The sequence below is a fragment of the Nakamurella deserti genome (assembly GCF_003260015.1).
Classification (GTDB): domain Bacteria; phylum Actinomycetota; class Actinomycetes; order Mycobacteriales; family Nakamurellaceae; genus Nakamurella; species Nakamurella deserti.
On sequence record NZ_QCXS01000002.1, the window covers coordinates 1,737,620 to 1,758,399 of the forward strand.

The 20,780-nt window shown below is 72.2% G+C and carries 20 protein-coding genes and 1 pseudogene; 13 read left to right on the plus strand and 8 right to left on the minus strand.

Features of this window, described 5'->3' with window-relative positions; translation table 11 throughout:
- Nucleotides 1-23: 23 nt before the first annotated feature.
- The 3 genes from DB033_RS07945 to DB033_RS07955 are packed head-to-tail and all read right to left on the minus strand — an operon-like array spanning nucleotide 24 to nucleotide 3,684.
- Nucleotides 24-2,102: a xanthine dehydrogenase family protein molybdopterin-binding subunit gene (locus DB033_RS07945; RefSeq protein ID WP_111766213.1), complete on the minus strand. Its 2,079-nt coding sequence runs from the start codon at nucleotides 2,100-2,102 to the stop codon at nucleotides 24-26.
- Nucleotides 2,099-3,094 carry an FAD binding domain-containing protein gene (locus DB033_RS07950; RefSeq protein ID WP_111766214.1) on the minus strand — a complete coding sequence of 332 codons (996 nt, stop codon included), beginning with the start codon at nucleotides 3,092-3,094 and terminating at the stop codon, nucleotides 2,099-2,101. The genes DB033_RS07945 and DB033_RS07950 overlap by 4 nt, the downstream gene beginning before the upstream one ends.
- Nucleotides 3,091-3,684, minus strand: a complete 594-nt coding sequence (locus DB033_RS07955) for a 2Fe-2S iron-sulfur cluster-binding protein (RefSeq protein WP_111766215.1) — start codon at nucleotides 3,682-3,684, stop codon at nucleotides 3,091-3,093. Before DB033_RS07955 ends, DB033_RS07950 begins: the two co-directional genes overlap by 4 nt.
- Before the next feature lie 356 nt (nucleotides 3,685-4,040).
- Between DB033_RS07955 and DB033_RS07960 the strand changes: the two are divergent.
- From DB033_RS07960 to DB033_RS08015, 12 genes and pseudogenes are all read left to right on the plus strand, one after another.
- Nucleotides 4,041-4,507 (plus strand): annotated as a pseudogene (locus DB033_RS07960) (RpiB/LacA/LacB family sugar-phosphate isomerase).
- A 279-nt stretch (nucleotides 4,508-4,786) separates the two neighbouring features.
- Entirely contained in the window at nucleotides 4,787-7,645 is a 2,859-nt protein-coding gene (locus DB033_RS07965) for a Na+/H+ antiporter subunit A (protein ID WP_111766216.1), read from the plus strand.
- Complete coding sequence (locus DB033_RS07970) at nucleotides 7,642-8,013, plus strand: NADH-quinone oxidoreductase subunit K (RefSeq protein ID WP_111766217.1); 372 nt, start codon at nucleotides 7,642-7,644, stop codon at nucleotides 8,011-8,013. The genes DB033_RS07965 and DB033_RS07970 overlap by 4 nt, the downstream gene beginning before the upstream one ends.
- The gene (locus DB033_RS07975; RefSeq protein ID WP_111766218.1) at nucleotides 8,013-9,617 is read left to right on the plus strand and encodes a Na+/H+ antiporter subunit D; all 1,605 of its coding nucleotides are present in this window, start codon (nucleotides 8,013-8,015) and stop codon (nucleotides 9,615-9,617) included. Before DB033_RS07970 ends, DB033_RS07975 begins: the two co-directional genes overlap by 1 nt.
- Nucleotides 9,614-10,156, plus strand: coding sequence for a Na+/H+ antiporter subunit E (locus tag DB033_RS07980; RefSeq protein ID WP_111766219.1), 543 nt, complete (start codon nucleotides 9,614-9,616; stop codon nucleotides 10,154-10,156). Before DB033_RS07975 ends, DB033_RS07980 begins: the two co-directional genes overlap by 4 nt.
- Nucleotides 10,153-10,413 carry an MrpF/PhaF family protein gene (locus DB033_RS07985; RefSeq protein ID WP_111766220.1) on the plus strand — a complete coding sequence of 87 codons (261 nt, stop codon included), beginning with the start codon at nucleotides 10,153-10,155 and terminating at the stop codon, nucleotides 10,411-10,413. The genes DB033_RS07980 and DB033_RS07985 overlap by 4 nt, the downstream gene beginning before the upstream one ends.
- Nucleotides 10,410-10,745 (plus strand): monovalent cation/H(+) antiporter subunit G, encoded by a 336-nt coding sequence (gene mnhG, locus DB033_RS07990; protein WP_111766221.1) that lies wholly within the window; start codon nucleotides 10,410-10,412, stop codon nucleotides 10,743-10,745. Before DB033_RS07985 ends, mnhG begins: the two co-directional genes overlap by 4 nt.
- A gap of 13 nt (nucleotides 10,746-10,758) precedes the next feature.
- Nucleotides 10,759-11,214, plus strand: a complete 456-nt coding sequence (locus DB033_RS07995) for a hypothetical protein (protein WP_111766222.1) — start codon at nucleotides 10,759-10,761, stop codon at nucleotides 11,212-11,214.
- Between the two features lie 69 nt (nucleotides 11,215-11,283).
- Entirely contained in the window at nucleotides 11,284-12,345 is a 1,062-nt protein-coding gene (locus DB033_RS08000) for a FecCD family ABC transporter permease (RefSeq protein ID WP_240615786.1), read from the plus strand.
- Nucleotides 12,342-13,400 carry a FecCD family ABC transporter permease gene (locus DB033_RS08005; protein WP_111766223.1) on the plus strand — a complete coding sequence of 353 codons (1,059 nt, stop codon included), beginning with the start codon at nucleotides 12,342-12,344 and terminating at the stop codon, nucleotides 13,398-13,400. Before DB033_RS08000 ends, DB033_RS08005 begins: the two co-directional genes overlap by 4 nt.
- Entirely contained in the window at nucleotides 13,397-14,239 is an 843-nt protein-coding gene (locus DB033_RS08010; protein ID WP_111766224.1) for an ABC transporter ATP-binding protein, read from the plus strand. The genes DB033_RS08005 and DB033_RS08010 overlap by 4 nt, the downstream gene beginning before the upstream one ends.
- A 93-nt stretch (nucleotides 14,240-14,332) precedes the next feature.
- On the plus strand, nucleotides 14,333-15,403 hold the full coding sequence (locus DB033_RS08015; protein ID WP_205843716.1) for an iron-siderophore ABC transporter substrate-binding protein: 1,071 nt from the start codon (nucleotides 14,333-14,335) through the stop codon (nucleotides 15,401-15,403).
- Nucleotides 15,404-15,456: 53 nt separating this feature from the next.
- On the opposite strand, the gene DB033_RS08020 is transcribed toward DB033_RS08015, so the two are convergent.
- Nucleotides 15,457-16,521: an ATP-dependent DNA ligase gene (locus tag DB033_RS08020; RefSeq protein WP_111766225.1), complete on the minus strand. Its 1,065-nt coding sequence runs from the start codon at nucleotides 16,519-16,521 to the stop codon at nucleotides 15,457-15,459.
- A 50-nt stretch (nucleotides 16,522-16,571) separates the two neighbouring features.
- Entirely contained in the window at nucleotides 16,572-16,838 is a 267-nt protein-coding gene (locus tag DB033_RS08025) for a hypothetical protein (RefSeq protein WP_205843717.1), read from the minus strand.
- 112 nt (nucleotides 16,839-16,950) lie between these two features.
- Here DB033_RS08025 and ligD point away from each other — a divergent pair, with 112 nt between their 5' ends.
- Complete coding sequence (ligD, locus tag DB033_RS08030) at nucleotides 16,951-18,006, plus strand: non-homologous end-joining DNA ligase (RefSeq protein ID WP_170315494.1); 1,056 nt, start codon at nucleotides 16,951-16,953, stop codon at nucleotides 18,004-18,006.
- Nucleotides 18,007-18,065: 59 nt separating this feature from the next.
- On the opposite strand, the gene DB033_RS08035 is transcribed toward ligD, so the two are convergent.
- The 3 genes from DB033_RS08035 to DB033_RS08045 form a co-directional block, all read right to left on the minus strand.
- Nucleotides 18,066-18,704, minus strand: coding sequence for a hypothetical protein (locus DB033_RS08035; RefSeq protein WP_111766226.1), 639 nt, complete (start codon nucleotides 18,702-18,704; stop codon nucleotides 18,066-18,068).
- Between the two features lie 147 nt (nucleotides 18,705-18,851).
- A complete protein-coding gene (locus DB033_RS08040) occupies nucleotides 18,852-19,208 on the minus strand; it encodes a UBP-type zinc finger domain-containing protein (protein ID WP_111766227.1) in 357 nt (118 codons plus the stop codon).
- A 1-nt stretch (nucleotide 19,209) separates the two neighbouring features.
- Nucleotides 19,210-20,742 carry an ATP-binding protein gene (locus DB033_RS08045; RefSeq protein WP_111766228.1) on the minus strand — a complete coding sequence of 511 codons (1,533 nt, stop codon included), beginning with the start codon at nucleotides 20,740-20,742 and terminating at the stop codon, nucleotides 19,210-19,212.
- Nucleotides 20,743-20,780: the final 38 nt, after the last annotated feature.

The window sequence follows — 20,780 nt, forward strand, 5'->3', positions numbered from 1 at the left end:
ACCGCCACCGCCGTCCGCCCGCGTCAGGTCAGCAGCTTGTCCAGCTTGACGGGCAGGTCGCGGACCCGCACCCCCGTCGCGTTGAACACCGCATTGGCCACCGCGGCCGCGGTGCCGACGATGCCGATCTCCCCGATGCCTTTGACGCCGGGGCCGTTGACGTCGGGATCGACCTCGTCGAGCCAGGAGACGTCGATCTCGCCGATGTCGGCGTTGGCGGCGACGTGGTAGGTCGCGAGGTCGTGGTTGGCGTGGTCACCGAACTGCGGATCCATCACCCCGTGTTCGTGCAGCGCCATCGAGACCCCCATCGTCATCCCGCCGAGGAACTGGGAGCGGGCGGTGACCGGGTTGACGATCCGCCCGGCGGCGAACACCCCGACCATCCGCGGCACCCGGACCTCACCGGTGTCGGAGTGCACCCGCACCTCGACGAACTGCGCGCCGAAGGCGTGCCGGGACTGCTTGGGCAACCGGACGACGTCGAGCGCGGTGTTGCCCTTCGCCGACAGCCCACCCTCGGGGATTCCGGTCCGGGCGATCTTCGCCCGCAGCTTGCGACAGGCCTTGCTGACCGCCCACCCCCACGACGCGGTGCCCATCGAGCCGCCGGCGATGGTGGCCATCGGCAGCCGGGTGTCACCGATCATCACGACGATGCGGTCGGCGGGGACGTCGAGCTCCTCGGCGGCGATGGTGCGCAGTGCGGTCCGGGCGCCGGTGCCGATGTCGGTGGCGTTGATCGCCACCACGTACCGCCCGGAGGTGTCGACCATCACCTTCGCCACCGACGGCACCGCCAGCACCGGGTAGGTGGACGCGGCCATGCCGTGGCCGATCACCCAGGCGCCGTCGCGGTGCGCCCCGACTTCCGGCACCCGCCGGTCCCAGCCGAACCGCTGCGCTCCGGAATCCATGCAGGCCAGCAGGTTCCGCGACGAGAACGGGATGTCCTTCTCCGGGTCGCGGGTGGGTTCGTTGATCCGCCGCAGCTCCACCGGGTCCATCCCGAGCTCCACCGCCAGCTCGTCCATCGCCGACTCGAGCGCGAACATCCCCGGCGCGTGACCGGGGGCGCGCAGCCACGACGGCATCGGCACGTCGAGCTCGACCACCTGGTGCGTGGTGCGGCGGTGGGGGGCGGCGTACATCACCCGGGTGCCGGCGGCCGACTGCTCCACGAACTCGGCACGGGTGCTGCACTGGGAGAGCGCCTCGTGGGTGATCGCCCGCAGGCGACCGTCGGTACCGGCACCGAGCCGCACCCGCTGCCGGGTGGGGGTGCGGTAGCCGACGAGGTCGAACAGCTGCTGCCGGGTCAGCACCACCCGGACCGGCCGCCCGAGTTCACGGGACGCCATCGCCGCGAGCACGGTGCCGGGGCGCGGCGTGCCCTTGGACCCGAACCCGCCGCCGACGTGGTGGTTGAGCACCCGGATCTTCCCGGGCTTGACGAGGAAGATCTTGGCCAGGAACGCCTGGACGGCGACCCCGCCCTGGTTGGAGTCGTGCACGGTGAGCCCGCCGTCGGACCACTGCGCGACGGTCGCGTGCGGTTCCATCGGATTGTTGTGCTCGGCCGGGGTCGTGTAGTGGGCGTCGATCACGACCGGCGCCGCAGCGAGCTCCGCCTCCGGTTCGCCGACGACGCTGTCACCGTCCTCGAAACCGTTGACCCGCTTCGGGGTGTACAGCCCGGGATGTCCGTCGGTGAGGACGACGTCGTGGGCCTCCGTGGCGTACTCGACGTGCAGGGTCGTCGCCACCTCGCGGGCGACCTCCGGGGTCTCGGCGACGACCAGGGCGACCACCTGACCGCGGAAGGCCACCTCGGCGGACTGGAGGACATCGGTCATCGCGTCGAAGGACTTCGACAGCCGTGGGGCGTTGCCGTGCCAGAACACCGCCAGCACACCGGGTGTGGCCATCGCGGCGTCGACATCGACGCCCAGCACGCGGCCCCGGGCGATCCGCGCCCCGTGGATCCAGCCGTGGCAGAGCCCGTCGACGTGGTGTTCGGCGGCGTACCGGGCCGCGCCGGTGACCTTGTCCGGACCTTCCACCCGCGGCGTGCCGAGTGCGCGTCCGACGGTCGCGGTCATCGGGTGCCGCCGATGAGTCCGAGCAGCGCCGAGACCGCGAGCCGGCGGCTGAGCGGGACCTTGAACGCGTTGTCGGGCAGCGGTGCGGCGTGGTCGAGCTCGCGGTCGAGTGCGGCCCCCAGAGCGGCCGCGTCGGTCGGTCCGCCGATGAGGGCGGCCTCGGCGAGGCGCGCCCGCCAGGGCCGGTGGGCGATGGCACCGAAGGAGATCCGGGCGTCGGTGACGGTGCCGCCGTCGACGGTGACCGCCGCGGCGACGGCACCGGCGGCGAAGGCGTAGGAGGCGCGGTCACGGGCCTTGCGGTAGGTCGACCGGCGGGTCAGCTCCGACGGCGGCGGCAGCTCGACACCGGTGATCAGCTCACCGTGCCGCAGCGTGGTGTCCCACTTCGGGGCGTCACCCGGGAGCCGGTAGAAGTCGTCCAGCCCCAGCACCCGCGGTCCCCCGACGCCCAGTACGTGGACGCGGGCGTCCAGCGCACTCAGCGCCACGGCCATGTCGGACGGATGGGTGGCGATGCACGCGTCGCTGTGGCCGATGACGGCGAGGTCGCGGTGCACCCCGGTCCGGGCCGGGCAGCCGGTGCCGGGCTCGCGCTTGTTGCACGGCTTGGTGATGTCGTTGAAGTAACCGCACCGGGTGCGCTGCAACAGGTTCCCGCCGACCGTGGCCATCGTGCGGATCTGACCGGACGCGCCGGCCAGCAGCGCCTGCGACAGCACGGGGTACGCACGGCGCAGGTCCGGGTCGGCGGCCAGCACGCTGTTGCGCACCGCCGCGCCGATGAGCGTCCCGCCGTCGGAGAGGGTGTCGACGGCGTCCAGCGGCAGACCGGAGACGTCGATGACCGCGGCGGGGCGGGCGACCCCGAGGCGCATCAGGTCGACGAGGTTGGTCCCGCCGCCGAGGAACACGGTGTCGGGACCGGCGGCGGTCACGGCGGCGACCGCGGCGCTCGGCGACGTGGCCCGGTCGTAGGCGAAGGGCCTCATGCGAGGTCGTCCCCGGTGACGCGACCGGCGGCCGCCTGCTGGACCGCGGCGACGATGTTGACGTAGGCCCCGCAGCGACACAGGTTGCCCGACATGCGTTCCCGGATCTCGTCGGCCGACAGCGCCGCGGCGGACGCCGGTCCCGGGTCGTCCGGCGGGGTGACGTGGCTGGGCCAGCCGCGGTCGGCCTCGGCGAGGGCGCCCACCGCCGAACAGATCTGGCCCGGTGTGCAGTAGCCGCACTGGTAGCCGTCGTGGTCCAGGAACGCCTGCTGCACCGGGTGCAGGGCATCGTCGCCGGCCAGCCCCTCGATGGTCGTCACCTCGCGGTCGCCGACGGCCACCGCGAGCTGCAGGCAGGAGTTGATGCGGTCACCGTCGAGCAGCACGGTGCAGGCGCCGCACTGGCCGTGGTCGCAGCCCTTCTTGGTCCCGGTCAACGCCAGGCCGTCGCGGAGCGCGTCGAGCAGCGAGGTGCGGTGGTCGACGGCGAGTTCGTGGTCGGCGCCGTTGACCCGGAGGCCGATCAGGCTCTCGGTGGGCGCGGGCTCCGCCGCGCGGGGATCGGACACCGGACTCAGGACGGTCATTGACGGCCTCGCTTTCGGCGGGAGGGGACGGCACGGCGGTGCGGGGCGAGCAGCGGTGCGGGGCGAGCGACGGTGCGGGGCGAGCGACGGTGCAGTACAGAGCGGCGGTGCGGCGGAGCGGCGGTTGGCGGCGGAGCGGCGGAGCGGCGGTTGGCGGCGGAGCGGCGGTTGGCGGCGGAGCGGCGGTTGGCGGCGGAGCGGCGGTTGGCGGCGGGGCGGCGCGGTGCGGTGGGGCGGAGCGTGCGGCGGCGTTGCGGTGCGAGCGGCGGTGCAGGGCGAGCGGCTGAGCTGCCCCCACGGTACGACCGGTGCCGCGCCCGGGTGCCGGTACCGTCCCGTCGGTCCATAGTGGGTCCATGCGCATCGCACTCGCCGGTGACCACGCCGGGTATCCGCTGAAGCGGGAGATCGCCGGGGTGCTGCACGCCTTCGGCCACGAGACGACCGACTTCGGGCCACCCGACGAGCAGGCCTGCGACCTGCCCGACTTCGTGTACCCGGCGGCACTGGCCGTCGGCCGCGGGGAGTTCGACCGCGGGATCTTCGTCGACGGGTCGGGTACGGCAGCGCGATGATCGCCAACAAGGTGCGCGGCGTGTACGCCGCGGTCTGCCAGGACCCGTTCTGCGCGACGCTGGCCCGTTCACACTCCAACACCAACGTGCTGTGCCTCGGCGGCAAGATCATCGGCTCGGCGCTGGCTCTGGAGATCGTCCGCGCCTGGATCACCACCGAGTGGCTGACCGACGAGAAGTACCGGCGGCGGGTGGCCAAGGTCGTGGAGATCGACGAGCGGCAGCTGTTGCCGCTCGACCCGGGCTGACCCCCCGCCACCCGGGGGCGACCTCCCCCGCGACGTGATCCCGGTTGCACGGGCGGTACCGCACAACCCGACGGGGCACTGACGGAACGGGGCACCGGTTCGTCCGGACACCCTCTCTTTCGGTAAAGTCGTCTTTACCGGTAACCGCGTCCGTCCCGGCTGTCCTGGACGGGCTCGTTGCGGCGTGTCCGGATCACTCCGGCCCGCGCGCACCGCCCCGACCCGCCCGCACGCCCCCACGCCGGAACTGTCACACGACACGGAATGAACGGGAGACCGATGACCCAGCCTGCGGCAACAGGCTTCTCGCTGCTGCTGTGGCTCGTCGTCGGGTTCCCCGTCGCCGCCGTCGCGGCCGTCCCGCTGGTCCGCCGCTTCGACCGGGCGGCGTTGCCGGCCCTGGCGCTGCTGCCCGCCGCGACGTGCGCCGCGGCGCTGACGCAGCTGCCCGCGGCCCTCGACGGCGGGTGGGCGTACCGGCTGGACTGGGTGCCCGCCCTGTCGCTGGCGCTGGACGTCCGCTGGGATGCGCTGTCGGCGATCATGACCGTCGTGGTGACCGCGATCGGCGCGGGCGTGCTCGTCTACTCCTCGCGGTACTTCCCCGCCGACGACGACGGTCTCCCCCGTTACACCGGTCTGCTGCTGGCCTTCGCCGGCGCGATGCTCGGTGTGGTGCTGGCCGACAACCTCGTCCTGCTGGTCATCGCCTGGGAGCTCACCGGCCTGCTGTCCTACCTGCTCATCGGGCTGCGCTACCGCACGCTGTCGACCCGCCGCTCGGCCGCGCAGGCCTTCGTCGTCACGTCCGCCGGCGGGCTGGTCATGCTCGTCGGGGCCATCCTGCTCGGGGTGCACGCCGGCACCTTCCGGCTCAGCGAGATCATCGCCGCCCCACCGGTGGGCACGGTCGTCGACGTCGCCGTCGCGCTGTTGCTGATCGGTGGCCTCAGCAAGTCGGCCATCATCCCGTTCTCGTTCTGGCTGCCGGGTGCCATGGCCGCACCCACCCCGGCGAGCGCCTACCTGCACGCCGCGACGATGGTCAAGGCGGGCGTGTACCTGTTCGCCCGGCTGGCCCCGGCCTTCGCGCTGAGCCCGGTGTGGGCGCCGGTGCTGGTCACCCTCGGTGTCGGGACGATGGTCTACGGCGCCGTGGTCGCGTTGCGGCAACGCGACCTCAAGCTGCTGCTGGCCTACGGCACCGTGTCCCAGCTCGGCCTGATCACCCTGCTGATCGGGGCCGGCACCGCCGATCTGCTGCTCGCCGCCCTGGCGATGCTCATCGCCCACGCCGCGTTCAAGGCGTCACTGTTCTTCGTCGTCGGACTCATCGACACCGGCGCCGGGACCCGCAAGCTCACCGAGCTCAGCGGCCTCGGCCGGGCGCACCCCGTGCTGTGCACGGTGGCCGTGGTGGCCGGTCTCTCGATGGCCGGACTGCCGCCGCTGGTGGGCTTCGTCGCCAAGGAGGCCGGCATCACCGGGCTGCTCGAGGCCGGCGGCTGGGGCGTCGTCGGGCTCGGCGGGATGATCCTGGGCTCGGTGCTCACCGTCGCCTACACGGCCCGCTTCATCTGGGGCGCGTTCGGCACGAAGCGCTGGCTGCCGACCACCGACCGGATGACGCTGCCGGCGTCGATGACGGTCCCGACCGGCGTGCTGGCCGCGGTCGGTCTGCTCTTCGGTGTGGTGCCCTCCCTGGTCGAACCGCTGGTCGCCACGTACGCGCAGACCGCCGGCGAGGTCCACGACGACGCGCTCGCACTGTGGCACGGCATCACCCCCGCCCTGTTGATCTCGATCGTGGTGTGGCTCCTCGGCGGCGCGGTGTTCGCGCTGCAGCGCCGCCGCGAGGGTACCGAGCTCGCGACCCCCGGTGGTGAGCCGGGCGCCGGTTACCGGGTGCTGACCGGCGGTGTCCTGCGCTTCGCCCGGCGGCTGACGTCGGCCACCCAGCGCGGGTCGCTGCCCGTCTCGCTCGGCGCGATCCTCGTCGTGCTGCTGGTCTTCCCGGGCTCGCTGCTCATCCGTTCGGGGGTCGGGCCCGGTCCGGTCCGCGGACCGCTCGAGTCCCCCGTCGAGCTGGCCCTGTGCGGGGCGATCGCGTTGCTCGCGGTCGTGGTGTTGCGCTGCCGCCGGGGGCTGACCGCCGTGCTGTTCGTCGGCGGCATCGGCTACCTGGTGGCCGTGGTGTTCGTCACCCGCGGCGCCCCCGACCTCGCCCTCACCCAGCTGCTGGTGGAGACGGTCACCCTGGTCGCTGCGGTGCTGCTGCTGCGGCGGCTGCCCGACACCGCCCTGCACCAGAACCGGCGGGGCAACGGTGTCCGGCTCGCGTTGGCGATCGCCGTCGGTGTGCTGATGACCGCCTTCGCGCTCATCCTGCCCGGCGTTCGGACCCAGGCCCCGGTGTCGGACCTGATGGCCGGACCCGCCCAGGACTTCGGCGGCGGCACGAACCTGGTCAACGTCGTCCTGGTCGACATCCGCGGCTGGGACACCTTCGGCGAGTTGCTGGTGCTGGTCGCCGCGGCCACCGGTGTCGCCTCCCTGGTGTTCGTGTCCCGCCGCACGGGCCGGGTGCCCCGTGCCCCGAAATCGACCGGGAAGAGCGGCGTCGACCGGCCGTCGCCGTGGCTGGTCACGAACTGGAGCCAGCGGCCCTCGCTGCTGCTGGAGGTCATCGGCCGGCTGCTGTTCCACACGCTCATCGTCTTCTCGGTGTACCTGCTCTTCGCCGGCCACGACGCCCCCGGCGGCGGTTTCGCCGGCGGCCTCGTCGCCGGGCTCGCCCTCACCCTGCGCTACATCGCCGGTGGCGCCTACGAACTCGGCGAAGCGGCCCCCTGGGACGTCGGCCGGGTCCTCGGGCTGGGGGTGCTCGTCTCGGTGGTCACCGCCGCGTTCGGCGTCGTCAGCGGCGGCGCCGCACTGCAGAGCGAGATCTGGAAGGCGAGCGTCCCCGTGCTCGGCGACCTCAAGCTGGTCACCTCCACCTTCTTCGACATCGGCGTCTACCTGGTGGTCATCGGCGTGGTCCTGGACCTGCTGCGCTCGCTCGGTGCGGGCCTCGACCAGCAACCCACCGTCGACCGCACCGGGTCGACCATCATCTCGAGCGGAGCCCGGCGATGAACGTCCTGACGTCCAACGCGGTCGTCGCCGTGACCATCGGCGTGCTGTTCGCGTGCGGTCTCTACCTGATGATGTCGCGCAACCTGATCCGGGTGCTGCTCGGCTTCCTGCTGGTCGGGCACGGCACGAACCTGCTGCTGCTGTCCAGCGGCCGAGCGGGGTCGGCGCCGATCGTCGGCGAGCCGGGCGGCGACAGCGCCGATCCGCTGCCGCAGGCGCTGATCCTCACGTCGATCGTGATCAGCCTGGCGGTGGCCACCTTCCTGATGGCGATGGCCTACCGCAACTACCAGCTGACCACCGCGGCCGACCTCACCGAGGGTCCCGAGGACGTCGAGGCCCTGCGCAACGCGGCGGAGGCCGACTGATGACCGCCCTGCTCCCCGTCTCGGTGATGCTGCCGATGTTCGGCGCCGCTCTGGCGCTGCTCTTCGGCCGGCAACCCCAGGCCCAGCGACTGATCAGCGTCGGTGCGCTCGTCGCACAGCTCGTCGTCGAGATCGTGATGCTGCTGCAGGTCGACGCGAACGGCACGCTGGTGATGCACATCGGCGGCTGGGGCGCACCGATCGGCATCACCCTGGTCGCCGACCGGCTGGCCGCGTCGATGCTCGTAGTGTCCACGCTGGTGACGCTGGCCGTGCTGGTCTACGCGATCGCGGCCGGCCAGTCCGACCGGGACGCCACCGAGACCCCGGTCAGCATCTTCTTCCCGGCGTTCCTGCTCCTGGCCACCGGCGTCTCCAACGCCTTCCTGGCCGGCGATCTGTTCAACCTGTTCGTGTCGTTCGAGATCCTGCTGACCGCCAGCTACGTGCTGCTGACCCTGGGCGGGACGAAGGAGCGGCTGCAGGCCGGCGGGCCGTACATCGTCGTCTCGCTGCTGTCGTCGATCATCTTCCTGAGCGCGATCGCGCTGGTCTACACGGTCGTCGGGACCATCAACCTGGCCGACCTCGCGGTCAAGCTCGGCGGCGTCCCCGACGGCATCGTGCTCGTCCTGCAGTCGATGCTGCTCGTCGCCTTCGGGGTGAAGGCAGCCATCTGGCCGATGTCGAGCTGGCTGCCCGACTCCTACCCGAACGCGCCGGCGCCGGTGACGGCCGTCTTCGCCGGCCTGCTCACCAAGGTCGGCATCTACGCGATCCTGCGGGTGCAGACCCTACTGTTCCCGGGCGACAGCCTGCAGCCGGTGCTGCTCAGCATCGCGGTGGTGACGATGCTCGTCGGCATCCTCGGTGCGCTCGCCCAGCCCGGTATCAAGCGGCTGCTGTCGTTCACGCTGGTCTCGCACATCGGCTACCTGCTGTACGGGGTCGGCCTGGCGTCCGCGGCCGGAGTGAGCGCGTCGGTGTTCTACGTGGCGCACCACATCCTCGTGCAGACCGCGCTGTTCCTGGCCGCGGGACTGATCGAACGCGTCTCCGGCACCACGATGCTGGCGCGCCTGGGTGGGCTCGCCGCGGTGTCGCCGCTGCTGGCCGTGCTGTTCTTCCTGCCGGCCATGAACCTCGCCGGGGTGCCGCCGTTCTCCGGCTTCCTGGGCAAGGTCGGCCTGTTCGAGGCCGGCGTGGAGAACGGGTCGACGCCGGCGATCGTCGGCGTGGTCGGTGGGGTGCTGACCAGCCTGCTCACCCTCTACACCATCGTCCGGGTGTGGGGGCAGGCGTTCTGGCGCGAGGCGGCGGACGCCCCCGACCGGGTCGACGCCGGTGGCGGCGGCCGCTCCAGCCGGGCCTCGGGCGAGTCCGGCCGGCGGCTCGCCGCGGCCCGATCGCTGCCCGCCGGGATGCTCGGCGCGACCGCGGCGACCGTCACGGTGGGGTTGCTGCTGACCGTGTTCGCCGGGCCGCTGTTCGGGCTCGCGAGCCGCGCCGGGGACGACCTGATGCACCCGGACCGCTACATCACGGCGGTGCTGAGCAACACCGACGTCGGGGTCGACCCGCTGGCGGGCGGGGGCACACCGTGACCGGGCGGGCCCTGAGCGCCCTGCGGTCTCGGCTGTTCGCGCTGGTCTGGCTGCTGCTGGTGTGGTTCGCGCTGTGGGGGTCGTTCAGCCCGGCGCTGCTGCTGGTCGGCGTCGGGGTGGCCGCGCTCACCCTGTGGGTGTTCCCGTTGCCGCCGGTCGAGCTCGTCGTCGGGGTGCACCCGCTGCGCCTACTGGCGCTGGTCGGCCGTTTCCTCGGCGACGTCACGGTGGGCAGCGCGCAGGTGGCCTGGCTGTCGGTGCGGCCGGGTCATCCCCGCAGCGCCATCACCGAGGTGCAGTTGACCACCCGCTCCGACCTGGTGCAGACCATCACCGCGATGATGGTGTCGCTGGTGCCGGGGAGCATCATCGTGCACGCCGACCCGGAGGCCCGGACACTGACCATCCACGTGCTCGACACCCGCACCCACGACGTCGACGACGTGCACCGGACGGTGCTCGACCAGGAACGACGCATCCTGCGGGCCATCGAACCGCGCGGCGGGCTGAAGGTGCCGTCGCAAAAGGAGAAGCGATGACCGCCGCGTTCATCGTCGCGGGCGTGCTGTTCGCCCTCGGCGCGCTGGGGGCCGGCTACCGGCTCCTCCGTGGACCGGGTGCCCTCGATCGCGCCATCGCCCTCGACGTGTTGCTGACCATCGTCGTCGGTGTCACCGTGCTGCTCGCCGCGGTCAACCGCTCGGCCACCACCCTCGTCATCGGCGTGGTCGTGGCGGTGCTCGGGTTCCTCGGGTCCGCCGCCGTCGCCAAACTGCTGCCCTCGGACCGCCTGTGAACGCCTACGACGTCATCGCCGCCGTGCTGCTGGTGCTGGGAGCGGCGATGTCGCTCTTCGCCGGTGTCGCCCTCCTGCGGTTCCCCGACCTGATGAGCCGGGCCCACGCGGCGGCCAAACCGCAGGTGCTGGGAACCCTGCTGCTGATGGCCGGTGCCGGCTTCGCCATCCGCACCCCCGGGGTGATCGGACTGCTGCTGCTGATCGCGGTGCTCCAGCTGGCGACGGCCCCGATCGCGGCGCACCTCGTGGTCCGCGCCGGTCACCGACGGGACGCCGCCGCCGAGCGTCCTGAGCTCGCGCACGACGGCAACCCCACCACCGGCGACTGAGGACGCGAACCCCATGACCCCCGGGCGGCGGGACGGACGGCCCGTTCTGCCGCTGGGTCTGTTCGCGCCACAGCTGGTCGGGGTCGTGGCCGCCGCAGGCCTGTGGTTCACCGCCGGGACCACCCACGAGCGGATCACGCTCGGGGTGCTGGTCGTCCTGGCGGTCGCGGTCACGGCGCCGCTCGCGTTCGTCGCGGCGATTCGCCGGGTGCCCGGCGTGTGGGCGAACACCCCGGTCGAGCGGACGGGTCCGGGCGTCGTCCGTGCCGTCCGGACCTCGATCGGCGCCACCGTGTGCGTCCTCGGTGGCCGGTACCTGGTCACCGGGTCCGACGACACAGGTGGGTGGCTACCGGGTCTCGGCGGCATGCTCGCCGGGACCAGCCTGTTCCTCGCCGCCTGCGCCTGGTGGTTCGTGCGGCCCGCTCGGGACGACCCCGGCACCGCCGACCGATCACACCGGCGCTGAGGTTAGCCAACCCTCAGTTACGCTCGGAGCTGACCGTCGGCGACCGCCGGCCCGAGCTCCGGAGGGTACGTGGCCACCGTCGTCGAAGCCGTGCCCGCGGTCGCCGGGGACGAGCTGGCCGTCCGCCCCCGGACCACCCGGCGCCGGGTCGTCGGGATCGCCGCCCTGCTCCTGGTCCTGCTCGCGGTCACCGCCGCCAGCCTGCTGCTCGGCGCCCGCAGCCTGTCCCCGGGGGTCGTCTGGGCGGCGCTGGTCGACCCGGTCACCGGCAACGCCGACCACGACGTCGTCCGCACGCTCCGCATCCCGCGCACCCTGGTCGGTCTCGTCGGCGGCATCGCCCTCGGGCTGGCCGGCGCGCTGATGCAGGGTGTGACACGTAATCCGATCGCCGATCCCGGGCTGCTCGGCGTCAACTCCGGCGCGTCGCTGTTCGTGGTCACCGCCATCAGCGTCTTCGGGGTGAGCACCGTCGAGGGGTACCTCTGGTTCGCCTTCGCCGGTGCGGGCATCGCGTCCCTGCTGGTGTACGGGGTGAGCTCCCTCGGCTGGGACGGGGTCACCCCGGTCAAGCTGGCGCTCGTCGGCGCCGCGTTCACCGCCGTCGCGACCTCGCTGATCACCCTGGTCCTGCTCACCGACCAGCACACCCTGGACGAGTACCGGTTCTGGCAGGTCGGCTCGCTGGTCAACCGGCCGCTGTCGGTGCTCACCTGGACCGCCCCCGCGGTCGCGGTCGGGGCGGTGCTCGCGCTGGCCTCGTCCCGCACCCTCAACGTGATGGCGCTCGGCGACGACGTCGCCCGCGGGCTCGGGCAGGACCTCCGTCGCGGACGGCTGGTGATCATCGGCTCGGTCATCCTGCTGTGCGGCGCGGCCACCTCGATGGTGGGGCCGATCGCCTTCGTCGGGCTGATGGTGCCGCACGTCGCCCGCTTCGTCGCCGGGCCCGACCACCGCTGGATCCTGCCGCTCTCGGGACTGCTCGGCCCGGTGCTGCTGCTCACCGCCGACATCATCGGCCGGCTCATCGCGCTGCCCGGCGAGATGGAGGCGGGCCTGGTCGTCGCGTTCATCGGCGCGCCCGTGCTGATCGTGCTGGTCCGGCGGAGCCGGAACGTCGCCGCATGAGCCTGGACGAGGCGGTCCGGCAGGCCGACACCGCACTGCTGCGCAGCCGGTCCGACCGGCGGCGCCGGCACTGGATCGTCGCGGTCGCGCTGACCGTCACGCTGGTGGCGGCCGGGCTGCTCGCGTTGATGCTGGGCTCGGTGAGTCTGTCGCCGGGGCAGGTGCTGGGTGCGCTGGTGGGGGACGGTGACCGCCGGTCGACGCTGGTCGTGCAGGGCCTGCGGCTGCCCCGCCTGATCCTGGCGCTGCTCGCCGGGGCGGCGTTCGGCCTGGCCGGGGCGCTGTTCCAGTCGGTGCTGCGCAACCCGCTGGCCAGCCCCGACATCATCGGTATCACGCAGGGGGCCAGCGTCGGCGCGGTGCTGGCGATCCTGGGCCTGGGACTCACCGGCCCCTGGGTCTTCGGGATGGCCCTGGCCGGTGGCTTCCTCGTCGGCGGCCTGCTGTGGGTGGTCGCCGCCCGCGGTGGCCTGGCCGGCTTCCGGTTCGTGTTGGCCGGCATCGGCGTCGCCTATCTGGCCGGCAGCGTCCTGGGCTACCTGCTCACCCGCACCCAGGTGCAGCAGGCCCAGACGGCGCTGCAGTGGCTGGCCGGCAGCGTCGCGCAGGCCGACCCCGCGATGAACCGGTTGCTGGCCGTGCTGCTCGCCGTGCTGCTGGTGGCGACCATCCCCTGCGCGCGGGCCCTGCAGGCGCTGCGGCTCGGTGACGACACCGCCACCGCGCTCGGGGTGCGGCCGGCCCGGTCCCGGCTGCTGGTCATCGCGGTCGGGGTGGGGCTCGCGTCGCTGGCCACCGCCGCGGCCGGCCCCATCGCCTTCGTCGCCTTCACCGCGGCTCCCATCGCCCGCCGGTTGCTCCGCGACGGCTCGCTGGCCCTGCTGCCGGCGACGCTGGTCGGGGCGCTGATGGTGGTCGCCGCCGATCTCGTCGCCCAGCACCTGCTGCCCGCCGACATGGCGGTGCCGGCCGGGGTAATCACCGGCGTGGTCGGTGGGCCCTACCTGATTTGGCTGCTCGCCACCGCCCGCCGTACCCGGGAGACCCCACGATGACCAGCGCGACATCGGCGACCGCCGAGGCCACGACCGGCACCCCGCCGGGGCTCTCGGCCCGCGGCCTGAGCCTGGCCTACGACGGGCGCACGGTGGTGCACGACGTCGACCTCGACATCCCGACCGGACGGGTGACGGTCGTCGTCGGGGCCAACGGCTGCGGCAAGTCCACCCTGCTGCGCGGGCTCGGCCGGCTGTTGCCGGCGACGACCGGCGAGGTGCGTCTGGGCGGCCGCAGTATCACCGCGATGCCCACCCGGGAGGTCGCCGAGGTGCTCGGGCTGCTCCCCCAGCAGCCGATCGCCCCCGAGGGCATCACCGTGGGCGACCTGGTGGCGCGGGGACGGCATCCGCACCAGCGGGTGTTCCGGCGGTGGTCGGCCGCCGACCAGAGGGTGGTCGCGGCGGCACTGACCGCCACCGAGACCGCCGACCTCATCGGCCGCCGGGTCGAGGAACTGTCCGGCGGGCAGCGGCAGCGGGTCTGGATCGCCATGCTGCTGGCGCAGGACCCGCGGGTGATGCTGCTCGACGAACCGACCACGTTCCTCGACATCGCGCACCAGATCGACGTCCTGGAACTGCTCAGCGAGCTGAACCGGGACAGTGGCACCACGGTGGTGATGGTGCTGCACGACCTCAACCTGGCCGCCCGATACGCCGACCACCTGGTCGTGATGAGCGCCGGCCGAATCGTCGACGAGGGCGCGCCGGCGGCGGTGCTGACGGCCGACTCCGTGCGGTCCGCGTTCGGGCTGGACTGCCGAATCATCAGCGACCCGGTGACCGGCACTCCGATGGTGGTCCCGGAGGGACGGCGCGGCCACGGTCGGACGTGACCTGATCGACGCATCCGGGTACCGGGAGCACCGCAGAACTTAGGTTAGGCTCGCCTGGCTCAATCGTCCTGTCTGTCATCCCGAGGAGTCGCTGTGTCCTTCATCCGGAGTCACCGATCGGTCATCGCGGCCGGCCTGGCCGTCGTCCTGCTCGCGGCCGCCGGCTGCGGCAGCGACAGCGGATCGGCTGCGTCGACCACGACCACCCCGGCGCCCGCCGCCTCGTCGGACGCGCCGTCCGCCGGCACGTCCGGCAGCACCGCCGCCACCTTCCCGGTGACCATCGAGCACGCCTTCGGCTCCACCGAGATCCCCGCCGCCCCCGAGCGTGTGGTGGCGTTGGGCTGGGGCTCCGCCGACGCGGCGCTGGCGCTCGGCGTGGTCCCGGTGGGGGTGGACAAGCAGTCCTACGGCGCCGACGCCGACGGGTTCATGCCGTGGTTCGCCGAGGCGCTGACCGCGGCCGGCGGCGACAAGCCCGCTGCCCTGACCACCGGTGACTCCCCGGCGTTCGAGGAGATCATCGCGACCGACCCCGACCTCATCCTGGCGACGTACTCCGGTATCACCGAGGCCGACTACGCCAAGTTGTCGGCGATCGCACCGACGGTGGCCTACCCGGAGACCGCCTGGAGCACGCCGTGGCGGGACGTCATCACCACCGCCGGGACCGCCCTCGGCAAGTCCGCCGAGGCCGAGACGCTGCTGTCCGACATCGACGGCCGGATCGCCGACGCGGCGGCCGCGCACCCCGAGTTCGCCGGCAAGACCATCGCCGCCGTCGCCGTCGACCCGGCCGCCTTCTACGTCTACACCCCGGCCGATCCGCGGGTGGAGTACCTGGAGGACCTCGGCTTCACAGTGGCCCCGAGCGTCACCGAGCTCGACACCAAGGAGTCGACCTTCTTCTACACGTTGAGCCTGGAGAACGTGGACAAGCTCACCTCGGACGTGCTGCTCAGCTACGCCGCGACCGAGGAGCGCACCGCGGAGATCCTGGCCGACCCGACGCTGGCCACGATGTCGCAGATCAAGGCGGGCACCGTCGCCACCATCAGCGGTGAATCGCTGGTGTCCTCGGTGTCGCCGCCCACCGCACTGTCGCTGCCGTGGGGACTGGACGATTTCGTCTCCGCGCTGAGCGCGGCGGCCGCCAAGGCCTGAGCACGGACGGACGAACGGCGGTCGACGGGTCCCGTCGGCCGCCGTTCGTCGTCTCAGGTCGACAGCACGTCGGCCAGGTTGAACCGGACCACCTGCTCGAGCTGGGCGTAGGTGCACGACTCCGGGTCGCGGTCGGGACGCCAACGGACGAACTGGCCGGTGTGCCGGAACCGCTCACCCTCCATGTAGTCGTACCGCACCTCGACCACCCGCTCCGGACGCAGCGGCGTGAACGACAGGTCCTTGCCGGAGTTCCAGCGACTGCCGGCGTTCTTCTGCGGGGTCCGCTCCCCCTCCTGCAGCGCGGCCCAGTTCCACGGGTGGCCGTCGAAGGTGGTGACCAGCGGTTGGAGTTCGGCGAAGAGCTTCCGGCGGGTGGCCATCGGGAACGCGCCGATCACCCCGACCGAGGCGAGCACCCCACGGTCGTCGTACAGGCCCAGCAGCACCGAGCCGATGGCCTCGTCGTCGGTCTTGTGGGTGCGGTATCCCGCAACCACACAGTCGGCGGTGCGTTCGTGCTTGATCTTGGTCATCACCCGCTTGTCGGGCTGGTACCGCAGGTCCAGCCGCTTGGCGATCAGCCCGTCCAGCCCCGCTCCCTCGAACTCGTCGAACCAGCGCTGCGCCTCGGCGCCGTCGGTGGTGGCGGGCGTGATGTGGACGGGCGGCCGGGCGTCGGCCAGTGCGGCGACCAACCGCTCGCGGCGGACGGCGAAGGGCTCGTCCATCAGGTTCTCGTCACCGACGGCCAGCAGGTCGAACGCGACGAAGCTGGCCGGGGTGGCCTTGCTGAGCATGGTCACCCGGCTGGCCGCCGGATGCACCCGTTGCTGCAGGGCTTCGAAGTCCAGGGTGTTGCCATCCAGGTCGGCCACGATGATCTCGCCGTCGATGACGGCCCGCTCCGGGAAGTTGGCCAGCACCGCCTCGACGACCTCCGGGAAGTACCGGGTCATGGGCTTCTCGTTGCGGCTGCCGATCTCGACCTCGTTCCCGTCGCGGAAGATGATCGAGCGGAAGCCGTCCCATTTCGGCTCGTAGAGCTGACCGGCCGGGATGGCGGCGGCGGGCTTGGCGAGCATCGGGGAGACCGGGGGCATCACGGGTAGGCGCACCGGGCCAGTCTCCCTGGTACGTGCCCCCGGTGCGCGAGGGACCCTCCCGGTCAGCGCTCGCGTTCGACCGTCTGCCCGACGCGGGTCGGCGGCGTGTCCCCGTCGTCGGTGGTGATGGTCTGGGTGTGGCCGTGGCGGCCGAACGCCGACCACAGGTTGAACGCGATGATGGCGACACCGAACGCCGCCCACAGCCAGACGAAACCACCGGCGTCGCTCCCCGCCATCTGCACCAGGCCCACGATGACGATCACGGCGCCGAACACGGCGCCGAAGACGGCCATCTGCTTGCTCGGACGGACACGGTAGGTGGGCATGGCGGCACTCCTCGGCGGTGGTTCACGGGTGGTGCCGCGGAGATTACCCGAACGGAGCAATTCCGGACGCGGCCGTTCGGGCAGCATCGGTGGTGCGGTCTAGGGTCGGCGGATGGTCGACGCCGAAGTCCTCGAGATCGCCGCACCCGACGGATCGGTCCGTCCGGTGCGGATCAGCAGCCCCGGCCGGGTGCTGTGGCCGGAGGTCGGCGTGACCAAGCTCGAGCTCGCGCGGTACCTGGTGTCGGTGGGCGACGCGTTCGTCCGCAACGCGGGCGACCGGCCGGTGAGCCTGGAGCGGTTCCCCGGCGGCGTCGACGGAGAACGGTTCTTCTCCAAGAACCCGCCGAAGGGCGCACCGGCGTGGTCCCGGTCGGTGATGTGCACCTATCCGTCCGGTCGCCGGCATCCCCAGCTGGTGATCGACGAGATCGCCACCGCGGTGTGGGCGGCCCAGATGAACACGGTGACCTTTCACCCGTGGCCGTCGCGGGCGGCCGACATCGACCTGCCCGACGAGATGCGGATCGACCTCGACCCCCAGCCGGGCGTGGGGGTGGCCGAGGCGGTCGAGGCGGCGCACGCACTGCGGGAGCTGCTGGCCGGCATCGGGCTGACGGCGTGGCCGAAGACGTCGGGCAACCGCGGGATCCACGTCTTCGTGCCGATCGTGCCGGAGCTGGAGTTCCTCGACGTGCGGCATGCGGTCATCGGGGTCGCCCGGGAGCTCGAGCGGCGGCTGCCCGACCTGGTGACCACGGCGTGGTGGAAGGAGGAACGTGGGCGGCGCATCTTCGTCGACTTCAACCAGGCCAACCGGGATCGCACCATCGCCGCGGCGTACAGCCCGAGACCCCTCCCGGCGGCGACGGTCTCGATGCCGCTGCGGTGGGATCAGCTCGACGGGGTGGACCCGGCGGCGTTCACGGTGCGCTCCGTGCCCGGGATCGTCGACTCCGACGGTGACGCCTGGGAGACCATGCACGACTCCCCCGGCGACGTCCGGGCCGCCCTGGCCCTGTGGGACGCCGACGTGACCGAACGCGGTCTGGGCGAGCTCCCGTTCCCACCCGACTTCCCGAAAATGCCCGGCGAGCCGCCCCGCGTGCAGCCGAGCAAGAAGAACGCCGCCAACTGGGACGACCAGGGCAGGCCGGTCACGTCCTGAGCGGGTCGGGCCGCCGGCCGCCGCCCGGGATCCGGACGGCGACCGGCGCAGGGATCAGCTCAGGAGGCGGCCGGGGTCGGCGTCGGCACGGCGCCGACCCACTGGGCGCGGGCGGGCGCCTTGTAGGTGGCGGCGGGCAGCCCGTCGACGTAGAAGTCCAGCTCCAGTTCGATCTTCTTGGCCACGATCTTGTAGGTCGTCGCGGTGGTACCGGCCGGGCAGTTTCCGGGCTGCCGGTCGTCGAAGAAGGCGTAGGTGGTCGCGGTCAGCGTGTCACCGGTGCGAGGCACCGTGAAACCGGTGCCGCGGCGGGTGTTGAGTCCCACGGTCTCGGTGACCGTCGTGTCGTAGCGGTGCAACCGCTTTCCGGTCTCGGCGGCGCAGCCGTAGGTCCGGCGGATCTCGGCGGACCCGGAGAGGCCTCCTTCCGGCGGCCCGACCTCTCCGGCCGGCCGCGGGAACCGGTCCAGGCCGGAGAAGGTCGCCTCGACCGTCAGGTAGCCGCACTGGAGGAAGTTGTAGTCGCACAGCTCCGCAGGGGCCTCCGGCGCGGCAACCGAGGCGGTGTACGACGCGAGCGTCAGCTTCGCCGGCGCCGGCGCCGGCGCCGGCGCCGGCGCGGCTTCGGCTGCGGCCGGGGCCACGACACCCAACAGCAGGGCGGCGATCGACGCGGCCAGAACACTTCGCTTCGACATGGGGCTCCTTCGGGGTGATCGTCAAGACCACCCAACCGTAACGAGAGCCCTCCTCCGTGTCTGGCGTTCCGCACAATAGATTCGCGAATCGAGGACTACATCACCTGAGCGTGACGGAATCGCCGTCATCGGCGCTCAGCGTGACGATCAGCGGTGCAGGTGCTCCTGCCAGTCCCGCGGCACGGCACCGCGGGGTCCGGGCGCGGGCTGGTCGGCCGGGTGCGACTGCGGATCGGCCAACCGCGGTCCGTCGTAGAAGTTCTCGTCGGCGTAGTTCCAGAACCAGTCCTCGCCCGGCTCGAAGCTGGTGACGAACGGATGCCCGCTGGTCGTGGCGTGCTCCGTGGCGTGCTGGGCGGGCGAGGAGTCGCAGCAGCCGATGTGCCCGCACCGGGCGCAGCGGCGCAGGTGGAACCACCAGCCGCCGGCGGCCAAGCACTCCACGCATCCGCTGCCGCTGGGCGGCACGGCGACGTCGATGCCGTCGATGGTCGGGTCGCTCATGTCAGCTCTCCTCGGGTTGCGGGATGGCGCCGTCCAGCGACGGCAGGTCGTGTCCGGCCGGGTGCAACGGCAGCCGGATGAGGAACCGGGTGTCCCCCGGGGACGAGGTGACCGACAGGTCCCCGTGGTGGCGCTTGACGATGATCCGCCACGAGATGTCCAGTCCCAGACCCGTTCCCTCGCCGACGGGCTTGGTGGTGAAGAACGGTTCGAAGATGCGCCCGCGCACCTCGGCCGGGATCCCCGGTCCGGTGTCGCCGATCTCGATGTGGACGTGGTCGCCGACCAGCGCGGTGCGCAGCGTCAGCGTGCCCGTCCCGCCCATCGCCGACACCGCGTTGTCGATGATGTTGGTCCACACCTGATTGAGTTCCGCGGCGTACGCGGGCACCTTCGGCAGCCCTGGCGCGAGGTCCTTGACCACGGTGATGCCGCCACCGAACTTGCCGTACAGCATCACCAGGGTGCTCTTGAGCAGCTCGTTGACGTCGGCCGGCTGGAACGGCGCGCGATCCATCTGGGAGTACTGCTTGGCCGCACCGACCAACGTCGAGATCCGGGTGGTGGAGTCGAAGATCTCCGACATCAGCAGCTCGGTCTCCAACGTGTACATCAGCCACCGGGTGGCCCCCTCGAGCACGTCGGGCGGCAGCTGGCCGGCCATCTGGTCGAGCCAGTCGGTGTCCAGCCCGGCCTGGACGAACGTCGGGGCCAGCTCCCAGGCGTCGGCGATGCCGTGGCCGTCGAGCCAGTCGCCGAGCTCGTCCTCGGCGTCGTTGACCTGCAGCGGCGTCAGGTCGGGGGCGAAGCGCACCCGGTCGGTGGCGTCCTCCTGGAGCTTGATGAGCACGACCAGCACCTCGCGGTCGTAGGTGCCCTCGGCGATCATCCGCAGCTTGTGCCGCATGTGACCGACCCGGTCGCGCAGGGCCGAGGTGGCCCGGACCGCCGCCGCCGCCGGGTTGTTCAGCTCGTGGGTCAGCCCGGCCGACAGCGAGCCGAGGGCCAGCAGGCGCTCCCGCTGCTCGGTGGCCTCGTTCATGTTGCGGATGCCGAAGAACAGCCCCTCCAGCAGGTGCAGGGCCATCGGGAACCACTGCCGCATGAACTCCGCGAACAGGGCGGCGTCGAGGACGAAGAACCGCGACGGCTCCGTCGCGGTGAGACTGCTGGTGTAGACCTGCGGCACCTGGTTCTCCAGGTAGGCCTGCATGGCGCCGGAGTAGACCCCGCGGTGGGTCGTGCGGTTCACCTCGATGTCGTCGGCACCGACCCGGCGGGACAGCGCGACGCCGCCGTCGAGCAGCACGTAGAAGCACGTCGCCTCGTCGCCCTCGACGTACACCGGGCCGGCCGGGAACGCCGCCACGTGTCCGCGCTCCTGCAGCCAGCCGAGCTGTTCGTCGGACAGCTCGCGGAACAGGAACAGCGACCGCAGCTCGTCCCGGTCGATGCGTTCCACCGCTTCACCGCCGGCAGGTGCCGGGCCGGCGGTCGGTGCGCTGGCCGAGGTGGTGCTGGTGTCGGCGGTCATCGGGGCTCCTGGATCGGGTCCCTCCAGCTTGCCACCCG

What these genes read in the sequence shown, in the direction of transcription:
- DB033_RS07945 (WP_111766213.1), bottom strand. Translation starts at nt 2,102, where the DNA reads ATGACCGCGACCGTCGGACGCGCACTCGGCACGCCGCGGGTGGAAGGT.
- DB033_RS07950 (WP_111766214.1), bottom strand. Translation starts at nt 3,094, where the DNA reads ATGAGGCCCTTCGCCTACGACCGGGCCACGTCGCCGAGCGCCGCGGTC.
- DB033_RS07955 (WP_111766215.1), bottom strand. Translation starts at nt 3,684, where the DNA reads ATGACCGTCCTGAGTCCGGTGTCCGATCCCCGCGCGGCGGAGCCCGCG.
- DB033_RS07965 (WP_111766216.1), top strand. Translation starts at nt 4,787, where the DNA reads ATGACCCAGCCTGCGGCAACAGGCTTCTCGCTGCTGCTGTGGCTCGTC.
- DB033_RS07970 (WP_111766217.1), top strand. Translation starts at nt 7,642, where the DNA reads ATGAACGTCCTGACGTCCAACGCGGTCGTCGCCGTGACCATCGGCGTG.
- DB033_RS07975 (WP_111766218.1), top strand. Translation starts at nt 8,013, where the DNA reads ATGACCGCCCTGCTCCCCGTCTCGGTGATGCTGCCGATGTTCGGCGCC.
- DB033_RS07985 (WP_111766220.1), top strand. Translation starts at nt 10,153, where the DNA reads ATGACCGCCGCGTTCATCGTCGCGGGCGTGCTGTTCGCCCTCGGCGCG.
- DB033_RS07995 (WP_111766222.1), top strand. Translation starts at nt 10,759, where the DNA reads ATGACCCCCGGGCGGCGGGACGGACGGCCCGTTCTGCCGCTGGGTCTG.
- DB033_RS08005 (WP_111766223.1), top strand. Translation starts at nt 12,342, where the DNA reads ATGAGCCTGGACGAGGCGGTCCGGCAGGCCGACACCGCACTGCTGCGC.
- DB033_RS08010 (WP_111766224.1), top strand. Translation starts at nt 13,397, where the DNA reads ATGACCAGCGCGACATCGGCGACCGCCGAGGCCACGACCGGCACCCCG.
- DB033_RS08025 (WP_205843717.1), bottom strand. Translation starts at nt 16,838, where the DNA reads ATGCCCACCTACCGTGTCCGTCCGAGCAAGCAGATGGCCGTCTTCGGC.
- ligD (WP_170315494.1), top strand. Translation starts at nt 16,951, where the DNA reads ATGGTCGACGCCGAAGTCCTCGAGATCGCCGCACCCGACGGATCGGTC.
- DB033_RS08035 (WP_111766226.1), bottom strand. Translation starts at nt 18,704, where the DNA reads ATGTCGAAGCGAAGTGTTCTGGCCGCGTCGATCGCCGCCCTGCTGTTG.
- DB033_RS08040 (WP_111766227.1), bottom strand. Translation starts at nt 19,208, where the DNA reads ATGAGCGACCCGACCATCGACGGCATCGACGTCGCCGTGCCGCCCAGC.
- DB033_RS08045 (WP_111766228.1), bottom strand. Translation starts at nt 20,742, where the DNA reads ATGACCGCCGACACCAGCACCACCTCGGCCAGCGCACCGACCGCCGGC.